We start from the raw sequence: 19,334 nt of genomic DNA on the forward strand, positions 1-19,334 counted from the left end.
TGCCTAGCGGGCAAGCCCTTATCAGTGCTCGCGGGTCTGGCGGAACTGGACGTCAGGGTGACGCTCCTGGGCCAGGCGCAGGTTGACCATGGTCGGCGCGATATAGGTGAGGTTGTCACCGCCATCAAGTGCCAGGTTGACCTCGTTCTTGCGCTTGAACTCCTCGAACTTCTTGACGTCGGTCCCTTCCACCCAGCGGGCGGTGGAGACGTTGACCGCCTCGTACAACGCCTCGACGTTGTATTCGCTCTTGAGGCGCGATACCACCACGTCGAACTGCAGCACACCGACCGCACCAACGATCAGATCGTTGCTGATCAGCGGACGGAACACCTGCACCGCACCCTCTTCCGAGAGCTGCACCAGCCCCTTGAGCAGCTGCTTCTGCTTGAGCGGGTCGCGCAGGCGGATGCGGCGGAACAGTTCCGGCGCGAAGTTCGGGATACCGGTGAACTTGAGATCTTCACCCTGGGTGAAGGTGTCGCCGATCTGGATGGTGCCGTGGTTGTGCAGACCGATGATGTCGCCGGCGAAGGCGTCTTCCGCCTGCTCACGGTCACCGGCCATGAAGGTCACGGCGTCGGAGATGTTCACGTCCTTGCCGATGCGCACGTGGCGCATCTTCATGCCCTTGGAGTAGGTGCCAGACACGATGCGCATAAAGGCGATGCGGTCGCGGTGTTTCGGATCCATGTTCGCCTGGATCTTGAACACGAAACCTGAGAACTTCTCCTCGGTGGCGGCCACTTCACGGCTCTCGGCCTTGCGCGGCATGGGCGACGGTGCCCAGTCGGTCAGACCGTCCAGCATGTGGTCGACACCGAAGTTGCCCAGTGCAGTACCGAAGAAGACCGGGGTCATCTCGCCGGCGATGAAGGCATCGTGATCGAACTCGGGGGAGGCACCCTGTACCAGCTCCAGCTCGCCGCGCAGCTGGGCCGCCAGATCTTCACCGATGGCGGCGTCCAGCTCGGAATTGTTCAACCCCTTGACCACCCGCTTCTCCTGGATGGTGTGGCCCTGACCGCTCTGATAGAGATAGGTCTCGTCCTTGTAGAGGTGGTAGACCCCTTTGAAGGATTTGCCGCAGCCGATGGGCCAGGTGATGGGGGCGCACATGATGTTGAGCTCGCGCTCCACCTCGTCCATCACTTCCATCGGATCACGCACTTCACGGTCCAGCTTGTTCATGAAGGTGAGGATGGGGGTGTCGCGCAGCCGGGTCACTTCCATCAGCTTGCGGGTCCGGTCTTCAACACCCTTGGCGGCGTCGATGACCATCAGGCAGCAGTCGACCGCCGTCAGGGTACGGTAGGTATCTTCGGAGAAGTCCTCGTGACCCGGGGTGTCGAGCAGGTTGACCAGACAGTCGGCATAGGGGAACTGCATCACCGAGGTAGTGATGGAGATACCACGCTGCTTCTCCATCTCCATCCAGTCGGATTTGGCGTGCTGGCCCGAGCCACGGCCCTTGACGGTACCGGCGCGCTGAATGGCCTGTCCGAACAGCAGGACTTTTTCGGTGATGGTGGTTTTACCCGCATCCGGGTGCGAGATAATCGCAAAAGTGCGTCTCTTGGAGACTTCACTCAGAAATTCAGCTGACATAATTCAACGTTCTTCTATTGGGCGGCGGCCTTAAGCCACCGTGGGATAATTCCGGAGTGCCGCATTGACTCACGGTCCGGCATGGATACGCAACGAGCCACACCAAGCTGGCATCAGACCAACCGGTGGAGAGAGGAAGAGGGTTGCGTTACATGGGTCTTCTCACCTGAGCCAAAGCAAAATTGCGCGACATTATACCCGCGCGAGTGAAAAATACCCAGCCCGGCTTTGCAGACGAGCAGGGCGGCCTGCGCCCCCTACTCGGCCCGCATCACCTGGTTGCGGCCCGCCTGCTTGGCCCGGTACATGGCCTCGTCGGCCCGCTGCACCAGATCGCCGAAGCTCTCGTCGAGGGGACTGTACTGGGCACAACCAATGCTGACGTGCACCGGCTGCCCCTCCGGCATCCCGTCGATGCGCAGCTGGGCGACCCGATGGCGGATCCGCTCCGCCACCTCGACCGCCTCGTCGAGGCAGGTGTCGGGCAGCAGCACCAGAAACTCCTCGCCACCGTTGCGCCCCACCCGATCGAGGGAGCGCAACTGGGCGGCGACGCAACTGGCCACCTCGGCCAGCACCTTGTCACCCATGTGGTGACCCAATGTATCGTTGACCTGCTTGAAGTGATCGATGTCGAGCTGCAGCACCGACAAGGTCCGGCCATGCTCTCGCGCCTGCTTGAACCAGGCCTGCCCCTTGGCCTGGATCTGGCGGCGGTTGTGCAGCCCGGTCAGATCGTCGGTCATGGCAAGCCGGCGCATCTTGCGGGAGCGGTTGAACTGATGCAGCGCCAGCATGCCCATCACCACCAGCAACAGAATGACCACTGCATATTGCCAGTGGCGCCGCTCCTGCAGCTGCTTGAGCTTGGCCTCCTGCAGCAGCTGCTTGGTCTTGAGGGCCTGGTTCTCCAGCTCCTTGCGGGCCAGGTCAAACTCGAAGCGCATCTGCAACGAACGCTGCTCCCTGAGTACCCGCTCCAGAGAGTGCTTGGTCTCGACGTACTGTTTGAGGCTGGCCAGTGCCCCGTTGATCTGGCCCTGCTGCTCCAGGATCCGGGCCCGCACCTCGTAGACCCGTGCCAGGAAGCGCTGGTTATTCTCCTTGACGAAGATGGGCTCGGCCTGGGCCAGGTAGTAGAGCGCCTTGGTCGGGTTGCTCTGCGCCGCCTCCGCCATCCCCATCACCAGTTGCCAGTGGCCCAGGGTCACGCTGTCGGAGCTCTCGCCACCACGCAGGATGGCATCTGCCTGCTGCAACTTGCCCACCGCCTCGGCCACCTTGTTCTGGTTGAGCAGGATGGTGGCGATCTCGATCTGGATCCAGGCCAGCTGCCCCTCCTTCTGCTGGGAGCGGTAGAGCTGCTCGGCCTGGATCATCAGCGGCAGAGCCCGTTCATACTCCCCCATCTCGGCATAGAGCAGCCCCTGCTGGGAGCGGATGTCCACCAGCCGCTCCTGATCCCCCAGGTTGCCGTAGTCGTGCTCCAGCTCCTTGAAGTAGCCCTCGGCCCGCTCGTAGAGCCCCATCCGCCGGTAGGCGTTGGCGATCTGGGCAAGCACCTCCCGCGCCTTGCCGTCCTGCCCGAGCGACTCGAAGCGCTTGTGCGCCTCGATAAGCTCCATCAGCCCCTCCGCCAGCTCCCCCTGATAGGCGTACATGTCGCCGCGAAAGCTGAGGATGTCGGCCTCCTGCAGCCGATCGCCGAGCCGGCGGGCCAGCACCAGCGCCTGCTGATAGTCGGCCTTGGCCTGGTCCATGTTGCCAAGCAGCTGCTGGTGAAAGCCGCGACAGGTGAGCAGGCCAGTCTCGGTGATCCTGTCCTTGCGGGCCCGGGCGATGGCCAGCTGCTGATCGGCAAAGGCCACCACGGCGCGATACTCGCTGTCCCACTCGGCGGGCATGGCCCAGCACTGCAGGCGCACGATGCGCCCCTGCACGTCGAGGGGATACTCATCCTTGCTCGCCACCAGCGCGGCGATGCGCAGCCGGAATATACGGTCTGGCTGGAAGCCCTCTTCCAGCAGCTGCAGCTCGCGGGAGAGCTGGGGTTCGGTCAGCGGCGCCCGGGCCGCCCAGGCGAGGGGCGTGCACAATCCCGTCAGCAGGATCAGGGTCATGATGCGTTTCATGCCGGTTCAGTTTCCCCTCTGGTGGTGCAGCTAGGCAGGTGTGTTCACTATGACCATCATATCCTGCCTTGTTCAAGCACACAGCCACCAGGGAGAAAGAGAGAAAATCAGCCAGATCTGGCGGGCTCTCACACTGACTCCTCGTGCCTCTTTACAGATGGAAAATCAGCATCGACTATAAGCGCCATCCACTACAGGGAAGCGCGGGTTGATGACATACCAGGAGCTGCAGGCGGCCTACGACAAGCTGCTGCAGGAGAACGAACGGCTCAAGCGGGTTGCCGAGGATGCGCGGGAGAAGCTGGAAGCCGCCATGGACGGCACCGGCCTGTGCATCTGGCAGAACCATGTGCCCACCGGCAAGCTCATCATCTTCAACCGCCGCTGGGGCGCCATGCTCGGCTACCAGCCCAAGGAGCTGTCGGCCCACTTCGACGTCTGGCGCGAACACCTGCACCCGGAGGACAGGGAGCGGGTACTGCAGGCCTTCTTCGATCACCTGAGCGGCAAGAGCCCGTTTTATCAGGTGATGCACCGGATGATCGCCAAGGATGGCAAGACCACCTGGGTGCTGGATCGGGGCCGGGTGGTGGAGCGGGACGCACAGGGCAATCCCATCCGGGTGATGGGTACCCACATCGACATCACCCACGAGAAGGAGTACGAGCAGCAGCTGGCCCAGCTGGCCCACCGGGATCCCCTCACCGGCCTGCTCAACCGCACCGCGCTGCAGCGCCAGTTCCCGCAGGAGTACCAGGCGATCTGCTTCATCGATCTCGACGACTTCAAGCAGGTCAATGACAACCTGGGCCATCGCGCCGGCGACGAGCTGCTGATCGCCCTCACCCGCCGCCTGCGCGACTGCTGCGAGGAGGGGGTGAAGATAGGCCGGCTCGGCGGCGACGAATTCGTGCTGCTGCTGCCCTGGAGCTGCGACGATCCCCGTACCAGCCACCTGGCCCGCCAGTGCATCAACGCCATCTCCACCCCGTTCGAGCTGCCCAACGGCGACGCCTCGGTGGGATTGAGCATGGGGATTGCGGCGATCCGGCCGCAGGATGATTTCAGCACGGCACTGGCCCGCGCCGACCAGGCCATGTATCGGGTCAAGCGCAGCGGCAAGCGGGGCTTCTACGTCTCCCAGCCGAGCGGCCAGCCGCTGCTGGATCAGGAGCAGGTCAACGAACGGGGACTCGGCCACCAGCCTCGCTGCTGACGGCCTGGCTCAGCTGCGCTGCCAGCGCCGCAGCAGGCGCCCGCGCAGGCCGCAATCGAGCAGCCAGCTGTTGTCGAACACCCGCAGCAGCGCCGGTTTGGCATGGCGGGACATGGCCACCGCGTGAAAGCGGGTCTGCTGCTTGCGCTGGCGGTTCATCCGCTCCAGCAGGCTGTGGGGCAGGCTCTGGGCGATGAAGTCGGAGACCACCAGCACGTCCGCCTTGGCAAAGGCGGGGTCATCCAGCTTGATCAGGGCCTTCTCGAGGCAGGGCACCAGATCGGTGCCGCCGTGAAAACTCATGGAGAGGAAACGCTCCGCCTTGTCGAGCCCGGTGTCGGCAGTGATCTCCAGGGTCGCCACCTCGGTGGAGAAGAGCATCAGGTAGCAGCCCCGCTTCTCGTCCATCGCCACCTTGAGCAACGCCAGAAACAGCGCCTTGGCACACTCCTCCGGGTATCCCCCCATGGAGCCCGAGGTGTCGATGCAGACGATGAAGGGCCCCCGTTGCTGCAGCTGGCGTCCGCCGAGTTCCGGGGTGCGCAGCATGATGCGCTGGCGCGGCAGGGTGCCGCGCGACTGGTAGCTGAGCAGGCGCCGCTCCAGATAGCGGCGGTAGAACTCCAGTTCCAGCTCCGGCAGCGCCAGCATCACCGCCTCGCTCGGCAACAGTCGCATCAGATCGCTGGCCGGGTGAATACCCACCAGATCGTCCGGCACGTCGTCGGTCTGCACCTCCTCCAGCTCATGCACCTGCACCGGCGGCACCGGCGAGTCGTTGGCCCGGTTGTCCTGCTGGCTGCGCCCCAGCAGGTTGGCGATCTCCGCCAGCAGCGGCTCGCGCTGCAGCATACGGGCGTACTGCTTGACCAGCACCAGGCTGCGCTTGTGCCAGCTGCCCTGCGCCAGATCCCACAGCCCGCCGGCGGAGATCTGGTTAGGGTCCAGCGCATCGGCCAGGGTACGGCTCGCCAGCAGCTGATCTTCGATCTCCTGGCGCTGCTTCTCCCGCTCCGCCTCGGCGATCTGCTGCTGCAACTGCAGCAGGCTGCCCACCAGGCTGGTGCGCCACTTCTCGATCAGCAGCTGGCGCTGGCTGTCGGTGGGGTGGGCCATCAGCTGGCGCACCAGGCTGCGCGCCTCGCCAGCGAAGGGACTGTACTGCTCCAGCCCGTCCAGCAGGGCCGGCAGGCGCCCCATCAGCTCGGCCAGCGGCAACCCCTTGTGGGCCTGATAGAGGCGATACTCCTGCTCCAGCGCCACCGGCACCGGCTTGTGGCGCATCTCCTCCCCCAGCTGTTCGCTCCAGCGGCGGATGCGCTTTTGCAACAATTTGCCCTGCAGCGGGGAGCGCTTGATGAACTCGGAGATCTTGGGAGTGGAGGCCAACAGCAGTGCCATCTCGCCCGCCAGCTCCCCCTCGCCGATAAGCAGCCCCAGATCCATCATGCCGATCTCAAGCATGGCGACCTCCGCCGACCAGGCTCACCACAGTCCCTTTCGCGCTCGCCATGGTTCAGGCGTCCAGCTGCGGCAGCCGGTCGTGCCAGTGGCTGAGGTCGCTGCGCAGCTGGTCCAGATCCCGGTTCAGCACGAAGAAGCTGTCCTCCACCTGCTGCAGCCAGTGGCGGCCGATGAAGAGGTGCTGCTGATGGCGCTCGAACAGGTTGCGCTGGCGCTTGAGCTCCTGTGCCAGCACGCCAGCCTCTGCCAGCAGCCCGGTCAGGGCGGCCTGCCAGGGGGCGATCACCACCTCGGGGATGGGGTTGCGCTCCACCAGCACCAGGGGGATTTGCTGGCGCTGCAAGTCCAGCACGTGCAGCCGCAGTTCGTCGTCCAGCACCAGCTCGTAGTGGCCCTCCTTGGGGTTGCCGAGCGGCCAGCCCACCAGTGCCTCGCCGGTGGGATGCCAGTGGGAGAGCAGGGTGCGGTCGAACACCAGCGTCTCAACCAGCCGCTCCGGATCGTCGCCATCCAGCGCCGCCGGGGTGAGCAGGTGGAAGTGCGCCAGTTTGCCGAACGGGCGGGCGTTGGCCAGCGGGATCTGGATGCCGCGGGCGCGGCGCCCGAACCACTGCTGGCGCTTTCTGGCCTTGCAGCACAGGCGCTGGGCCACGCTCTGTTTGAGCAGCTTGAACTGCTCCCGCAGCCCCATCAGCTGACGGGTCATGGCCAGCTGCTGATAGCCGTAGAGACGGGAGAACTCGGTCATCATCTCCAGCAGGGCGGTGCGCGAGGCCTCGTCATGCCAGAGGCAATCCTTGAACAGCAGCAGATCGAGCGGGGCCACCTCGTCGCGGCCGTTGAAAAAGGCGCTCGCCTTGATGAGCCTGACGGCCTTCTTCCAGCGCCGATCCGACACGTAGCAGCTGTGGGCCAGCTGGCTGTCGAGCTGCTGGCGCAGTTGATAGATGAGCTCGAAGCAGTCGTCCGGCAACCGGATCCGGTCGATCTGCTCCTGCCACTCCAGGTACTCCTCGCCGTGGATCTGCACCGAGGGCGGTAGATTCTGGTGGGACTGACCGTCGCTGGCCAGCATGGCCTGGAAGTTGGCCTTCTCCTGCACCCGGTCCATCCAGATCCGCACCAGCATCCGGTCGTAGAGCGCTTCCAACCCGCTGTCGGGGGCCGGTAGCTCGTTGGAGGCGGTCACCAGCAGCCGCATGGGGATGGGGTGCTGGCTGTCGCCGTTGCGAAACTGCCGCTCGTTGATGGCGGTCAGCAGGGTGTTGAGGATGGCGGGGCCCGCCTTCCAGATCTCGTCGAGGAACACCACCTCGGCCTCCGGCAGGTAGCCGGCGGTAAGCCGCAGATACTTGCCATCCTCCTTCAGCGCCTGAATGGAGAGGGGGCCGAACACCTCCTCCGGCGTGCTGAAGCGGGTCATCAGGTATTCGAAGTGGCGGGCATCGAAGAAGGCCAGCTTGAGACGCCGCGCGATCAGGCTCTTGGCGATGCCAGGCGGGCCCAGCAGAAACACGCTCTCGCCGCACAGGGCCGCCAGCAGGCCGAGCCGCAGGGCATCCTGGCGCTCGTAGAGCCCCTCGCCGAGGGCCGACAGCAGGCGTGGCAGGCGCTCGTGAATGGGGGCGAGACGAAGATTCTGTGATGCTAAAGGTGGCATAGGCACACTTCCGATACTGGGGTTGTCTGGAACCGGCACACCCGCGACGCAATCGAAGGTTCCCTGTCCTGCTTGTTGGATTGTCGGGAGGCCGCCTGTGGCTCACACCGGCCGGTTGCCGAGTGCCGGGCCGCCTCACCTGGCTAAAACATACCGCAAAAGATGCAGCAAAACGCGTTCGAGTGTACCCTGCGCAGAGCTTTTTTCATCAATGCAGATCAAGACTGAGTCATCGCCCATGCAAGATCCAGTGCAGCTGACCACGGCGCGGGAGCCCGCCCCCAAGCAACCTGACCAGGCATCCGGTCGCCTGCGGCAACACCTGCTGGCCCGGATGGGCATCCCGAGCTGGCAACTGCGCCGGCCAGCCCTGCTGGCGGGCCATCAGGTGGCGCCCGCGCCGGCCAATGAGATCCCGGCAAGCGAGCAGGAGGCGACCCCCGCCTCGGCCGTGCCGAGCGAGCCGCCAAGCGGCAAGCTCTGGATCCTGGCGAGCCGACTGCCCGCCCCCGGCCTGCTGGCGGATCTCTGCCAGCTGCTCGGCATCGGCAGCGACGAGGTCAGCCTGCTGAGCAGCCTGCCCGTTGGCCACACTCCGCCCCTGCTCTGGCTGGAGGCGGCCGATCCCGCCTGGCCAGAGGCCCTGATCTGTCCGCTCGCGCCCAGCCCGGCCCAGAAACGGGCGCTGTGGCAGCAGCTCAAGGGGCGCCTCGGCTGAGTGCCAGGCCCCACCCTCTCTTCGCTTAGCCGCCCCGACCCGGAGCCACCATGGTGCAATTTCGTCCCCTGCTCGAGACCGACTTCGAGCTCATCTACCCCATCGAACAGGCTGCCCACAAGGAGCCCTGGAGCCAGGCCAACCTGCTCTCCTGCTTCGGGCCCCGCTACCTCAACGGCCTGCTGCTGGTCGACGGCCAGCTGGCCGGTTTCTACATTTCGGATCTGGTGGCGGGCGACAGCTCGCTGATGAACATCTGCGTGCACCCCGACTTTCAGGGCAAGGGGTTGGGGCGGGCGCTGCTCAGGGAGTACCTCACCCGCAGCAAGGCCAACAAGGCCGAGGCCTGGTTCCTCGAGGTGCGGGCCGGCAACAGCACCGCCATCAGCCTCTACGAGAGCGAAGGGTTTGCCGAGTACTGCCGGCGTGCCGACTACTACGGCACCGGCCAGGATCGGGAAGATGCCGTGCTGATGTCCCGCCTGTTCGACTTCGGCTAAACCGCCGCGCTACATCTGCGGCACTACATCTGCAGCACTACAGCAGCGGCGCGTTGTCGAGGGCCGGATCCTGCAGGCTCTGAGTGGTGTGCAGCACCGCCTCGAACCCGGCGGCGGAGAGCGGCATGAAGAAGCCGCGCTGCCAGGTCACCCCGGGCATCCAGATCTGCTGGATATCCACCACTATCTTGATGGGCTTGAGCGGCTCGCCCGGCTGCTGCACATAGATGCCGGGCGGCGTCGCCACCTGCGGGAAGCGGCGCAGAATGTGCTCGCTGCCATCCCCCGCATCCGGATTGAGGCGCACCTTGACCAGCCGGGCCAGCACCGGCGCCATCTCCTCTGACTGCCACAGGCTGGTCTCCAACAGCTTGCAGCGCCGGCATTTGGCGCGCTCGATCACGTAGAGCAGCGGATAGCCCTTGTGCAGGGCCAGCTGCTGCGCCTGCGCATAGCCCTCGGCGCCGCTCAGCCAGGGGTTGTCCTCCTCGCTCTCCGTGCCTCCCAGCGTAAACCAGAGCCCGCCGGCCCCCGCCAATAACAGCAATACCCCGGTCACCACCCCCTTGATGCCGACACTCATTGTTCACCCTCCCTGAATGGCTCCGCATGTCAGCCCCCATCATGCCTCAAGCGCCCCCTAATTGACGACTTTGTGATCCAAGACAAATGGCGAACACTTGTAAGCTGTAATCTTAGAGTTTAAACTCCAGCGCGATTTTTCAGTGCCCCTTAGGGCGTACAACTGTTACTTGAGGATGTCTGACTGATGCCGAAACACCACCTGGTTCGACTGATGCGGGAGCGTATCGCCCGGCTTGGCAACAAGGCCGCCCTGCGCGTACAACAGGATGGCCAGTGGCGTGCCATCGGCTGGCGTACTCTGGGACAGGCCATGGACTACTGTGCCCAGGCGCTGATCCGCGCCGGCCACCAGCCCACCGAGATGGTCGGCATCTATGCCCGCAACATGCCGGAGTGGACCCAGGCAGATCTCGGCATCCTGGCCGCCCGCGGCGTCAGCGTCCCCATCTACCCCACCAGCACCCTGGATCAGCTGCGCTACATCGTCAAAGATGCCGGCATCAAGGTACTGTTCGTCGGCGAACAGCCTCAGTTCGACCAGGCGCTGCAACTCATTGAAAGCGGCGAGATCCGCCAGCTGATCGCCCTCGACGGCAGCGTCAACCTGCGCGGCTGCCCGCAGGCAAGTCACTTCCAGACGTTTCTGGTCTCCGGCAATCACCAGCCCAGCGAGCAGGTATTGCGCGAGCGCGAGAGCCAGTACCGGATGGACGACCTGCTGACCCTGATCTACACCTCGGGCACCACGGGTGAACCCAAGGGGGTCATGCTCGATTTCGCCAACATCGCCGCCTGTTTCGAAATGCACAACAGCCGCCTCGATCTGAACGAGCAGGATGTGTCGCTCTGCATGCTGCCGCTCAGCCACGTGTTCGAGCGGGCCTGGAGCTACTACGTGCTCTATTGCGGCGCCGAGAACGTCTACATCCGCGATCCGCAGAAGGTGATGGATGTCATCGGCGAGGTGCAGCCCACCGTGATGTGCGCCGTACCGCGCCTCTACGAGAAGGCCTACGCCATGATCCAGGCCAGGGTGGCCCAGGCACCGCGTCTGCGCCAGACCCTGTTCGGCTGGGCCACCAAAGTGGGCAAGCAGATGGTCGCCACCCGCCAGGCGGGCAAAACCGCCTCCCCGCTGCTCTACGGCCAGCTCTGGCTCGCCGAGCGACTGGTGTTTCGCAAGCTGCGCGCCCGCTTCGGCGGCCGCACCCGCTTCCTGCCGGTGGCCGGCGCTCGCCTCGCCGACGAGGTGAACTTCTTCTTCCAGGCCATGGGGCTCAACCTCAAGTACGGCTACGGCATGACCGAGACCACCGCCACCGTCTGCTGCTACGAAGACAGCCAGTTCAAGCTGGGCTCCATCGGCACGGCCCTCTGCGGCATCGAGGTGAAGCTGGGTGAGAACAACGAACTGCTGGTGCGTTCCCCCACCGTGATGCGCGGCTACTACAACAAGCCGGAAGCGACCGCCGAGGTGATGACCGAGGATGGTTTCCTGCGTACCGGTGATGCCGGCGAACTCGACAGCGAAGGCAACATCTACTTCACCGAGCGCCTCAAGGAGCTGATGAAGACCTCCAACGGCAAGTACGTGGCCCCGCAGCTGGTGGAAGGCACCATCGGCAAGGATCGCTTCATCGAGCAGATCGCCATCGTCGCCGATGCCCGCCACTTCGTGTCGGCGCTGATCGTGCCCTGCTTCGAGTCGCTGGAAGAGTACGCCCGCTCCATCAACCTGCAGTACCAGTGCAAGACCGAGCTGCTGCGCCACTCCAAGGTGGTGGAGTTCTTCGAGGCGCGCATTCAGGATCTGCAAAAAGAGCTGGCCAAGTTCGAGCAGGTGAAGAAGTTCACCCTGCTGCCGAGCGCCTTCTCCATGGAACTGGGGGAACTGACCCCCACCATGAAGCTGCGCCGCAAGATCATCGAGTCCAAGTACCAGAGCGAAATCGAGGCCATGTATAACCATGTCTGAGTACAACCACGTCTGAGACCGCTCGGATTTCCGGAAATAAAAAAGCCGCTGCAAGAGCGGCTTTTTGCTTTTTGTCCGTTGCTTACGGCAGCTTGACCAGCGGCTGGTCACGCAGTTCGGTGGGACGACCGGCCTGGATCTGCTCCACGCTGGCCAGAGCCTGCTTCACCTCGTCGGCATTCTGCAGCAGGCGGTAGGTCAGATCGAAGGTCTTGGTCTCCCCCGGCTGAATTTTGGGGACCAGCCCCAGCGGGCGCTGGTACTTGGTGCTGTAGGCATAGCTGGTACCGGGTTCAATGCCGGTCACATAGCCCTGAGCCCGGGTGTCGGTGTTCTTCCACAGGGTCAGCACGGGCAACTGGTGCGTGTTGTAACCAACCGCCACACCGGCGCTGCCCGCCCGATTGTTCAGCACCGCCAGGGTATTGCCCTCGGCGTCGCTGTAGGGCACCAGATTGAACACCATCTCGTCGAAGCCCTTGGTCGGCCCCAGATAGATTTGCCAGCTCTTCAGCCCCGCCTTGGCGTAGTCGTTGAACGGAGAGATCTGCTGCACCGGGGTGCTGACGCGCGCCCCCTCCTCCAGGATGGGGGCCCCGAAGTTGCCGTGGTAGATGATCTGGTACTCGTTCTCGTAGTCGGCGTGGTTGGTCAGCTTGTCCTGCAGGGCAAACTCCGCCTGACCGGGCACGACGCTCAGCTGGGTCCAGGTGACCAGCTCGCTCATCTTGAAGGTGCGCTCATCCACCCGGCCCAGTAGGTGAATGGCGTAGGGCGGCTCCTCGTCTATGGTCACGCTGACCACGGAGGCCGGAATGTTCTGCACCCGGCCATGCAGACTCTTGAGGCGGCCGTCGTCATCCACTCCCGGGTGACCGGTCCACTCGTAGCCACAGCGCACCAACATCTCGTTGAAGCCATCGAGCCAGCCGAGCCCGGCGCGGCTCTCCAGATCGATGAAGGCCGGATTGACCACCTCCTTGACCGGCGAATCCCAGCCGAGACGCAGATCGGCGGCTCTGACCTCCTTGATCCCCATGCCACGGGTCGGGATCAGGGTTATCTTCATCACCCCGTTGTCGACAATCAGCAGGTCCACCCCCTCCTGACGCCCGCCATGCAGCCGTTTCTTCTCGATGCTGAACGGTGCCGGACTCTTGATCCCCAGCTTGTCGCTGGTGATCTTCCAGTCCCCCACATCCAGCCCCTGCTGGGAGTCGGTCAGCAGGAATTCGGCAGCCTGGCCCGAGCTGGCGCCCAGCGCGAACAGTACGGCAATGGAAAGTCTCTTCAACATGGATTTATCCTCGTGTCTCTTGTTTTTGTTTAAGCTGAATCGTTTCAGTGATCGAGAAATTAGGCGGCAAGCCCATCAGACTCAAGCTGCAAAAGAGGAAAATGTGAGCCGATTGACAATAAAACCGCCCATCGCGCTGCTGAAGTGAAGGCTGACTCACAGTTATTTTCGGGCCCGTGACGGCCAACCGCCCACTGGAGAGCGCGAATAAAAAAGCCGCTCCGAAGAGCGGCTTGCAGCAGAAGTGGATCCCGTCAGGCCGGGGTCTTGCTTGTCCCGAAGTAGTCGGCCAGGAAGTCGTCGAACGACAGGCTGTCGCTGCGCTCGCGTTCCCGCTGCTTGGCCAGCGAGTCGCGTGCCTCACCGGCAAAGTAGGCCTCGTCCCAGTACTGCAGCTCACCGGCCAGCATCTCTTCCCGGTAGCGGTTGGCCAGCTCGTCGCCGAAGCAGCCGTTGTCCTGGCCGCTCTCCAGCAACTGCTTGAGCAGGCGGGCGGAGTAGGTGAGCTCGGGATTGAGCAGCTTCTCGCGGTGCATTGCCAGGGTCTCGCGGTAGCGGTTGCGACCGCAGCAGCGATCCAGCAGCGCGGCGACCTCGGCCAGCTCGTCGAACAGCTTGAGACCGTACTCCTTCAGGCCGATGGCATGACCCTGCTCGTCTTCCAGCTCGAGGCCGGGACGACGCCCCTCCAGCACCACCTTGGTCTGGTTGCGGCGATTGCGGGCAATCTCCTCGTCGCCCAGCACCGGGGACGGGCGCAGCAGGCACCAGACCAGGAACAGGTCGAAGAAGCGGATCTGATCCACCTCGATGCCGTACGGGGTGAAGGGGTTCACATCCACGGTGCGCAGCTCGATGTATTCGATGCCGCGCTGCTCCAGCGCATCCGACGGCTTCTCGCCGCTGCGCGGGGTGCGCTTGGGCCTGATCGGAGCGTACAGCTCGTTTTCCAGCTGCAGCACGTTGTCGTTGAGCTGACGGTATTCGCCGTTCACCTTGACACCGATCTTGGCGAAGTCGGGATCATGGGTGTTGATGGCGCGACGCAGGCTGCTCACATAGGCCGGCAGGCTGTCGTGGCTGATCTTGAGCCCCGCCTGGGCGCTGTTGGTGTAGCCCAGATCCGACAACCGCAGCGCGGTGGCATAAGGCAGGTAGAGGGTGCCCTTGCCGGTCTTCTGGAACGGCAGATTGCTCTTGCGCCCCTTCAGGAAGGAGTCGCAGATGGCCGGCGAGGCACCGAACAGATAGGGCACCAGCCAGCCGAAGCGGTAGACGTTGCGAATCAGCCCCATGTACTTGTCGGAGATGAAGCGCTGGCTGCAGCACCCCTCGCATACCAGCTCCTGCCACTCGCACCAGAAGCTGTCCGGCATGGAGAAGTTGAAGTGCACCCCGGCGATCACCTGCATCAGGCTACCGTAGCGGTTCTTCAGCCCCTGCCGGTAGAGGGTCTTCATCCGGCCGATGTTTGAGCTGCCGTACTGGGCCAGCCGGATATTCTCCTCGTCGCCGACGAAGCAGGGCATGGAGAGCGGCCAGATCCGCTCATCACCGAGATGGTGGATGGTGTGACGGTGGATGTCGCCAAGCTGTTCCATCAGGCTGTCGATGGAGTCGGTGGCCGGCGTGATGAACTCCAGCAGGCTCTCCGAGTAATCGGTGGTGATGTTGGCATGGGTCAGCGCCGAGCCCAGACTGCGGGGGTGATCGGTCTGGGCCAGGGTTCCTTCCGGGGTGATGCGCAGACATTCACGTTCGATCCCGCGCCTGATCCCCTTGAGGGCGGTCAGCCGTTCCGGCGAACCCAGGGCGGTCAACAACTCGGTGAGTGACAAGCTTGTCGTAGTCATATTCACGGCTCATGTGTGGCCGCCCCACAGGGGGGCGGCGCTCTTTATTATGTAGCGCCCTCAGGGCAGCTGCAGCGGATAGATGGGAAGATGAAGCTCCTTCAAGGGTTTTTCAAGCTTTTGCTTGTCCCCCACCACCACAATCACCATCTCGGCCGGGTCAAGCCAGCGTGCCGCACTGGCCTTGAGCGTCTCGGCCGACACCGTCTTGATCAGGTTGTTCTGGGCCTGCACATAGTCCGGCTTCAGGTCGTACATGATCATCTGCAGCAGGAAGCCCGCCTTCTGGCCCAGGGTCTCGTAGGAGAGGGCATCCTGCTGGGAGACGGCGCTGCGCATGTAGGCGAGCTCGACCGGAGTCGGCCCGCTCTTGCGGTAGTTGTCCATCTCCTTGAGGAACTGGCGGATGGCATCCACGGTCGCATCGGCCCGCACGTTGGCACCGGTGGCGAAGGTACCCGCCTCCCGGTTGGCGGAGAAGCCCGAGCTGGCACCATAGGTGTAGCCCTTGTCTTCGCGCAGGTTGAGGTTGATGCGGCTGTTGAAGTTACCGCCCAGGTTGAAGTTCATCAGCCCGGCGGTGAAGTAGTCACCCGTGGTATCGAACGGCATGGCGCGGCGGCCGATGCGGATCACCGACTGGGGCGCCCCCGGCTTGTCCACCAGATAGATGCCCGGCTTGGCCTGCTCGCCCGCCGGCTTGAGGCTGCCCAGAGAGGGCTCGGCCCCCTTCCACTGGGTCAGGAAGGCGAGTTGATCCTCCACCTGGGCCTGGGTCACGTCACCCACCACCACCACCTTGGCGTTGGTCGGGTTGTAGAAGTTCTGGTAGAAGCGCTTCACATCCGCCAGGGTCAGTTTCTCGACATCGGCCAGCACGCCGTCACCCGGCTGACCGAGGCGGTTCTGCTTGCCGTAGACCAGCTCGCGGAATGCCTGACCGGCCAGCCACTCCGGCTGTTGCTCGCTCTGCTTCATCCCTTGCAGCATCTGCGCCTTGACCCGCTCGAAATCGGCTTCGCGCATGCCGGGCCGCTCAAACACCTCGCGCACCAGCGCCAGGGTCTGCGGCAGCTTGTCGGTCAGGCTGCTGATGGTGACCAGGTTGTTGTACTGGGCGCTGGAGACGCTGACACTGGAGCCGAGCTTTTGCAGCTCGTCGCTGAGCTGGGCCTCGGTCAGGCGCACCGAGCCCTGCCCCATCATGCTGGCGGTGAGGCTGGCCAGCCCCAGCTCGCCCTTGCCCTCGGCCCGCATGCCACCCGGCAGGGCGACCATGATGGAGACGGCGGGGATCTCGTCGCTCTGGGTGCCGATGATCTCGATCCCCTTGTCGAGCTTGCCGTGCCAGATGGCGGGCACCTTGACGCTCACCGCATCGGCCGCCTTGGGCTGCACGCTGCGATCAAAATCGTCTTTCACCGGTCGCTCGGCCAGTACCTGATCATGCTTGCTGTAATCCGGCAGCTCGCGCTTGGCCGGGATGAAGTTGGGCTTGGCGGCCTGCCAGTCGCTCTTGCCCTTGGGCACCACGCTCAGCACCACCGCCGGCTTGTTCAGGATGAACTTGTCGTAGGCGGTCTTGACCTGCTCCGGGGTCACCTTGCCGATGGCATCCAGGCTCTTGAACACATAGTTGGGATCCTGGGCGAACACCTGACCCATGGCGAGCTGGCTCACCTTGCCGGAGACGCTGTCCAGACCCCAGATGGCCGAGGCGCGATAGCTGTTGATCGCCTTCTCCAGATCCTCCGGCTTGAGGCCGCGACCGGCGAACTCGCCGATCACCTTGTCTACCTCGCTCTTGAGGGTCTTCAGGCTGCCGTCCACCGCCGGGTTGGGATAGGCGTAGACGGTCAGGGTACAGGCCAGCTCCTCGCAGTAGTGGGAGGCACCCGCATCAATCGCCTTGCCGCTCTTGACCAGCGACTGGTAGAGCATGGAGCTGGCGGAGCCGCCCAGTACATCGGCAAACATGTCGAGCGCCGGCTCCTGCGGATCGCCGAGCGACACGGTCGGGTAGCTGATGTAGAGCAGCGGCAGGTGCACCTTGTCCTCAAGCGTCACGTAACGGGTCTCGGGCAGGGTGACGGGTGCAGGGGTCGGCTCGGCCACGTCCGGGCCACGCGGGATGGAGCCGAAATACTGCTCAATCCAGGCCAGCGCCTGCTTGGTATCGAAGTCGCCGCCCAGGGTCAGGGTGGCGTTGTTGGGGCCGTACCAGCGCAGGAAGAACTGCTTGAGGTCGTTGACGTCGACCCGGTCGAGATCCTCCACGTAGCCGATGGGCTGCCAGGAGTAAGGGTGGGTGCGCGGGTAGAGCGCCTCGCCCACCTTCTCGCTCACCAGGCCATAGGGCTGATTGTCGATGCGCTGGGCCCGCTCGTTCTTGACGGTGGCGCGCTGGATCTCGAACTTCTTCTGGCTCACCGCATCGAGCAAAAAGCCCATGCGGTCGGCCTCCAGCCAGAGCACCTTCTCCAGCTGGTTGGCCGGCACGGTCTCGTAGTAGTTGGTGCGATCCTTGTTGGTGGTGCCGTTCATGTCACCGCCAGCTTCGTTGATGATCCGCATGTGCTCCTGATCCCCCACATGCTTGGAGCCCTGGAACATCATGTGCTCGAAGAAGTGGGCGAAACCGGACTTGCCCACCTGCTCGCGGGCCGAGCCCACGTGGTAGGTGACGTCCAGGTGCACCAGGGGATCGGATTTGTCGGGCGCCAGAATGACGGTCAGGCCGTTGTCCAGCTTGTACATCTGGTAGGGAATGCCGAGCTTGCCCTCTTCCTTGACCTGTTCCGACACCAGAGTGGGTGCCGCCAGCACGGGCAGGGAGAAGCCCAGAAGCATGCTTAATGGAATGAGTTTGTTCACGGTTACCTCGTGAGTGAAGCTAGAAGATCTGCCTGGCCAGCAGAAAGACCAGGGCATAACGCAACAATTTGCCGAGCCCGATGAGAATGAGAGAGCGCCAGAAGGAGAGACGCAGCCAGCCGGCCAGCAGACAGAGACCATCGCCGATCACCGGCGTCCAGGCCAGCAGAAGACACCAGTGGCCATGTTGTTTGAGCCAGCCTAGGGCTTTTTGTTCCCCACGGCCTTGAAAATCTTCCGGTTTTTTCTTGAAGGTGGCGAGCCAGCCGAGCCACCAGGTGGTCATGGAGCCGAGGGTGTTGCCCAGCGTCGCCCACAGCAGCAGGCTGGCCATGCTCCACTCCCCCTTGGTCGCCATGGCCCCCAGCAGCACTTCCGAGCTGCCGGGCAGCAGGGTGGCTGAGGTGAAGGCGCTCAGAAACAGCCAGCCGAGCCCCAGCTCGGTGATGCCGTTCATCCGGCCAGACCGTCCGCGGCGGGCATGCGCAGCAACAGCTTGCCACGCACGTGGCCCTGCTCGATGGCCTGATGGGCCAGCGCCCCCTCGGCCAGGGCATACTCCCCGGCGACCGTGACCTGAACCTCACCCTGACGCAGCAGGGTCAGCATCTGGCTCAGTTGCTGGCGGTCGGGGTGCACCAGCATGCCGAGCACCTCAATGGCGCTGCCAGCCGCAGCATCCTTGATCTGCTGGGCAGTGATGGTGGGCACAGTCACCAACCGGCCACCCGGCTTGACGCAGGCGAGCGCCGCCTTGCCACTCTCGCCCCCCACCAGATCCAGCACCAGATCGACCTGACCCACCTGGGTGACCCAGTCTGCGACATGGTAATCCACCATCCCACTGGCCCCCAGCCCGTGCAGGAAGCTGTGGTTGTCGCGACTCGCCGTCGCCACCACCTCGGCGCCATAGGCGCTGGCAAACTGCACCGCCAGGTGGCCGACGCCGCCGGCACCGGCCAGGATCAGCACCCGTTGCCCCGCCTTGAGGGCGCCGTGTTCAAACAGTCCCTGCCAGGCGGTGAGGCCCGCCAGCGGCAGCGCCGCCCCCTGTCTGAGGCCAATATCCTCCAGCCTGACCAGCTCCTCCTCGCGCGCCACCACGGACTCGCCGTAGCCACCGGCCGCGAGGGGAAAGCCCACCATGCCGCACACTCGATCCCCCTCGGCCAGCGCGGTGACGCCGGGGCCGACCTTCTCCACCACCCCGGCCACGTCATAGCCCGGCGTCCAGGGCAGCTTGTCCTTGTTCTGGGCCGCCGCCCAGCCGAGGCCGGCCCGGGTCTTGGCATCGATGGGGTTGACCCCCGCAAAGCAGATGCGCACCCGCACTTCGCCGTCGGCTGGCACCTTGTCCAGGGAAGGGTTGAGCCTGAGTACCGAGGGGTCGCCGAATGCGGTAATCTGTAGCTGCGTCATTGCACAATCCATCCTGTTGATTGATCAAGGGTC

The 19,334-nt window shown here is 64.2% G+C and carries 14 protein-coding genes; 4 read left to right on the forward strand and 10 right to left on the reverse strand.

Going from position 1 to position 19,334, the window contains the following annotated elements:
• Positions 1 to 21: 21 nt before the first annotated feature.
• Together prfC and QLG02_RS16945 are read right to left on the reverse strand one after the other, a co-directional pair.
• Complete coding sequence (gene prfC / locus QLG02_RS16940) at positions 22 to 1,611, reverse strand: peptide chain release factor 3 (RefSeq protein WP_139329109.1); 1,590 nt, start codon at positions 1,609 to 1,611, stop codon at positions 22 to 24.
• Between the two features lie 254 nt (positions 1,612 to 1,865).
• On the reverse strand, positions 1,866 to 3,728 hold the full coding sequence (locus tag QLG02_RS16945; protein ID WP_348994638.1) for a diguanylate cyclase: 1,863 nt from the start codon (positions 3,726 to 3,728) through the stop codon (positions 1,866 to 1,868).
• Between the two features lie 223 nt (positions 3,729 to 3,951).
• Here QLG02_RS16945 and QLG02_RS16950 point away from each other — a divergent pair, with 223 nt between their 5' ends.
• The gene (locus QLG02_RS16950) at positions 3,952 to 4,956 is read left to right on the forward strand and encodes a sensor domain-containing diguanylate cyclase (protein ID WP_270798056.1); all 1,005 of its coding nucleotides are present in this window, start codon (positions 3,952 to 3,954) and stop codon (positions 4,954 to 4,956) included.
• 9 nt (positions 4,957 to 4,965) lie between these two features.
• On the opposite strand, the gene viaA is transcribed toward QLG02_RS16950, so the two are convergent.
• On the reverse strand, positions 4,966 to 6,420 hold the full coding sequence (gene viaA, locus QLG02_RS16955) for an ATPase RavA stimulator ViaA (protein WP_016349461.1): 1,455 nt from the start codon (positions 6,418 to 6,420) through the stop codon (positions 4,966 to 4,968).
• Positions 6,421 to 6,472: 52 nt separating this feature from the next.
• On the reverse strand, positions 6,473 to 8,080 hold the full coding sequence (locus QLG02_RS16960) for an ATPase RavA domain-containing protein (protein ID WP_282465714.1): 1,608 nt from the start codon (positions 8,078 to 8,080) through the stop codon (positions 6,473 to 6,475).
• Positions 8,081 to 8,318: 238 nt separating this feature from the next.
• Here QLG02_RS16960 and QLG02_RS16965 point away from each other — a divergent pair, with 238 nt between their 5' ends.
• Both QLG02_RS16965 and rimI read left to right on the forward strand, forming a co-directional pair.
• The gene (locus tag QLG02_RS16965; RefSeq protein ID WP_029301989.1) at positions 8,319 to 8,798 is read left to right on the forward strand and encodes a DNA polymerase III subunit psi; all 480 of its coding nucleotides are present in this window, start codon (positions 8,319 to 8,321) and stop codon (positions 8,796 to 8,798) included.
• A 50-nt stretch (positions 8,799 to 8,848) separates the two neighbouring features.
• Positions 8,849 to 9,298 (forward strand): ribosomal protein S18-alanine N-acetyltransferase, encoded by a 450-nt coding sequence (gene rimI, locus QLG02_RS16970; protein WP_282465715.1) that lies wholly within the window; start codon positions 8,849 to 8,851, stop codon positions 9,296 to 9,298.
• 37 nt (positions 9,299 to 9,335) lie between these two features.
• Here rimI and QLG02_RS16975 read toward each other — a convergent pair whose 3' ends face one another.
• Positions 9,336 to 9,881, reverse strand: coding sequence for a hypothetical protein (locus tag QLG02_RS16975; RefSeq protein WP_282465716.1), 546 nt, complete (start codon positions 9,879 to 9,881; stop codon positions 9,336 to 9,338).
• Positions 9,882 to 10,067: 186 nt separating this feature from the next.
• On the opposite strand from QLG02_RS16975, the gene QLG02_RS16980 reads away from it, so the two are divergent.
• Positions 10,068 to 11,858 carry a long-chain fatty acid--CoA ligase gene (locus QLG02_RS16980; protein WP_282465717.1) on the forward strand — a complete coding sequence of 597 codons (1,791 nt, stop codon included), beginning with the start codon at positions 10,068 to 10,070 and terminating at the stop codon, positions 11,856 to 11,858.
• Between the two features lie 82 nt (positions 11,859 to 11,940).
• Here QLG02_RS16980 and QLG02_RS16985 read toward each other — a convergent pair whose 3' ends face one another.
• The 5 genes from QLG02_RS16985 to QLG02_RS17005 form a co-directional block, all read right to left on the reverse strand.
• A complete protein-coding gene (locus tag QLG02_RS16985; protein ID WP_282465718.1) occupies positions 11,941 to 13,155 on the reverse strand; it encodes an aldose 1-epimerase family protein in 1,215 nt (404 codons plus the stop codon).
• Positions 13,156 to 13,409: 254 nt separating this feature from the next.
• The gene (gene gshA / locus QLG02_RS16990) at positions 13,410 to 15,008 is read right to left on the reverse strand and encodes a glutamate--cysteine ligase (RefSeq protein ID WP_029301984.1); all 1,599 of its coding nucleotides are present in this window, start codon (positions 15,006 to 15,008) and stop codon (positions 13,410 to 13,412) included.
• Between the two features lie 60 nt (positions 15,009 to 15,068).
• A complete protein-coding gene (locus tag QLG02_RS16995) occupies positions 15,069 to 17,882 on the reverse strand; it encodes a pitrilysin family protein (RefSeq protein ID WP_282465719.1) in 2,814 nt (937 codons plus the stop codon).
• A 19-nt stretch (positions 17,883 to 17,901) separates the two neighbouring features.
• On the reverse strand, positions 17,902 to 18,339 hold the full coding sequence (locus QLG02_RS17000; protein WP_029304641.1) for a VTT domain-containing protein: 438 nt from the start codon (positions 18,337 to 18,339) through the stop codon (positions 17,902 to 17,904).
• Positions 18,336 to 19,301 carry an NADP-dependent oxidoreductase gene (locus tag QLG02_RS17005; RefSeq protein WP_282465720.1) on the reverse strand — a complete coding sequence of 322 codons (966 nt, stop codon included), beginning with the start codon at positions 19,299 to 19,301 and terminating at the stop codon, positions 18,336 to 18,338. The genes QLG02_RS17000 and QLG02_RS17005 overlap by 4 nt, the downstream gene beginning before the upstream one ends.
• Positions 19,302 to 19,334 lie beyond the last annotated feature (33 nt).

Source organism: Aeromonas sp. V90_14 (assembly GCF_029967615.1).
GTDB lineage: Bacteria > Pseudomonadota > Gammaproteobacteria > Enterobacterales > Aeromonadaceae > Aeromonas > Aeromonas hydrophila.

Excerpts from the sequence above, each read along its gene's own strand:
- QLG02_RS16945 (WP_348994638.1), bottom strand. The coding sequence starts at position 3,728 with ATGACCCTGATCCTGCTGACGGGATTGTGCACGCCCCTCGCCTGGGCG.
- QLG02_RS16950 (WP_270798056.1), top strand. The coding sequence starts at position 3,952 with ATGACATACCAGGAGCTGCAGGCGGCCTACGACAAGCTGCTGCAGGAG.
- viaA (WP_016349461.1), bottom strand. The coding sequence starts at position 6,420 with ATGCTTGAGATCGGCATGATGGATCTGGGGCTGCTTATCGGCGAGGGG.
- QLG02_RS16960 (WP_282465714.1), bottom strand. The coding sequence starts at position 8,080 with ATGCCACCTTTAGCATCACAGAATCTTCGTCTCGCCCCCATTCACGAG.
- QLG02_RS16965 (WP_029301989.1), top strand. The coding sequence starts at position 8,319 with ATGCAAGATCCAGTGCAGCTGACCACGGCGCGGGAGCCCGCCCCCAAG.
- rimI (WP_282465715.1), top strand. The coding sequence starts at position 8,849 with ATGGTGCAATTTCGTCCCCTGCTCGAGACCGACTTCGAGCTCATCTAC.
- QLG02_RS16975 (WP_282465716.1), bottom strand. The coding sequence starts at position 9,881 with ATGAGTGTCGGCATCAAGGGGGTGGTGACCGGGGTATTGCTGTTATTG.
- QLG02_RS16980 (WP_282465717.1), top strand. The coding sequence starts at position 10,068 with ATGCCGAAACACCACCTGGTTCGACTGATGCGGGAGCGTATCGCCCGG.
- QLG02_RS16985 (WP_282465718.1), bottom strand. The coding sequence starts at position 13,155 with ATGTTGAAGAGACTTTCCATTGCCGTACTGTTCGCGCTGGGCGCCAGC.
- gshA (WP_029301984.1), bottom strand. The coding sequence starts at position 15,008 with ATGACTACGACAAGCTTGTCACTCACCGAGTTGTTGACCGCCCTGGGT.
- QLG02_RS17000 (WP_029304641.1), bottom strand. The coding sequence starts at position 18,339 with ATGAACGGCATCACCGAGCTGGGGCTCGGCTGGCTGTTTCTGAGCGCC.
- QLG02_RS17005 (WP_282465720.1), bottom strand. The coding sequence starts at position 19,301 with ATGACGCAGCTACAGATTACCGCATTCGGCGACCCCTCGGTACTCAGG.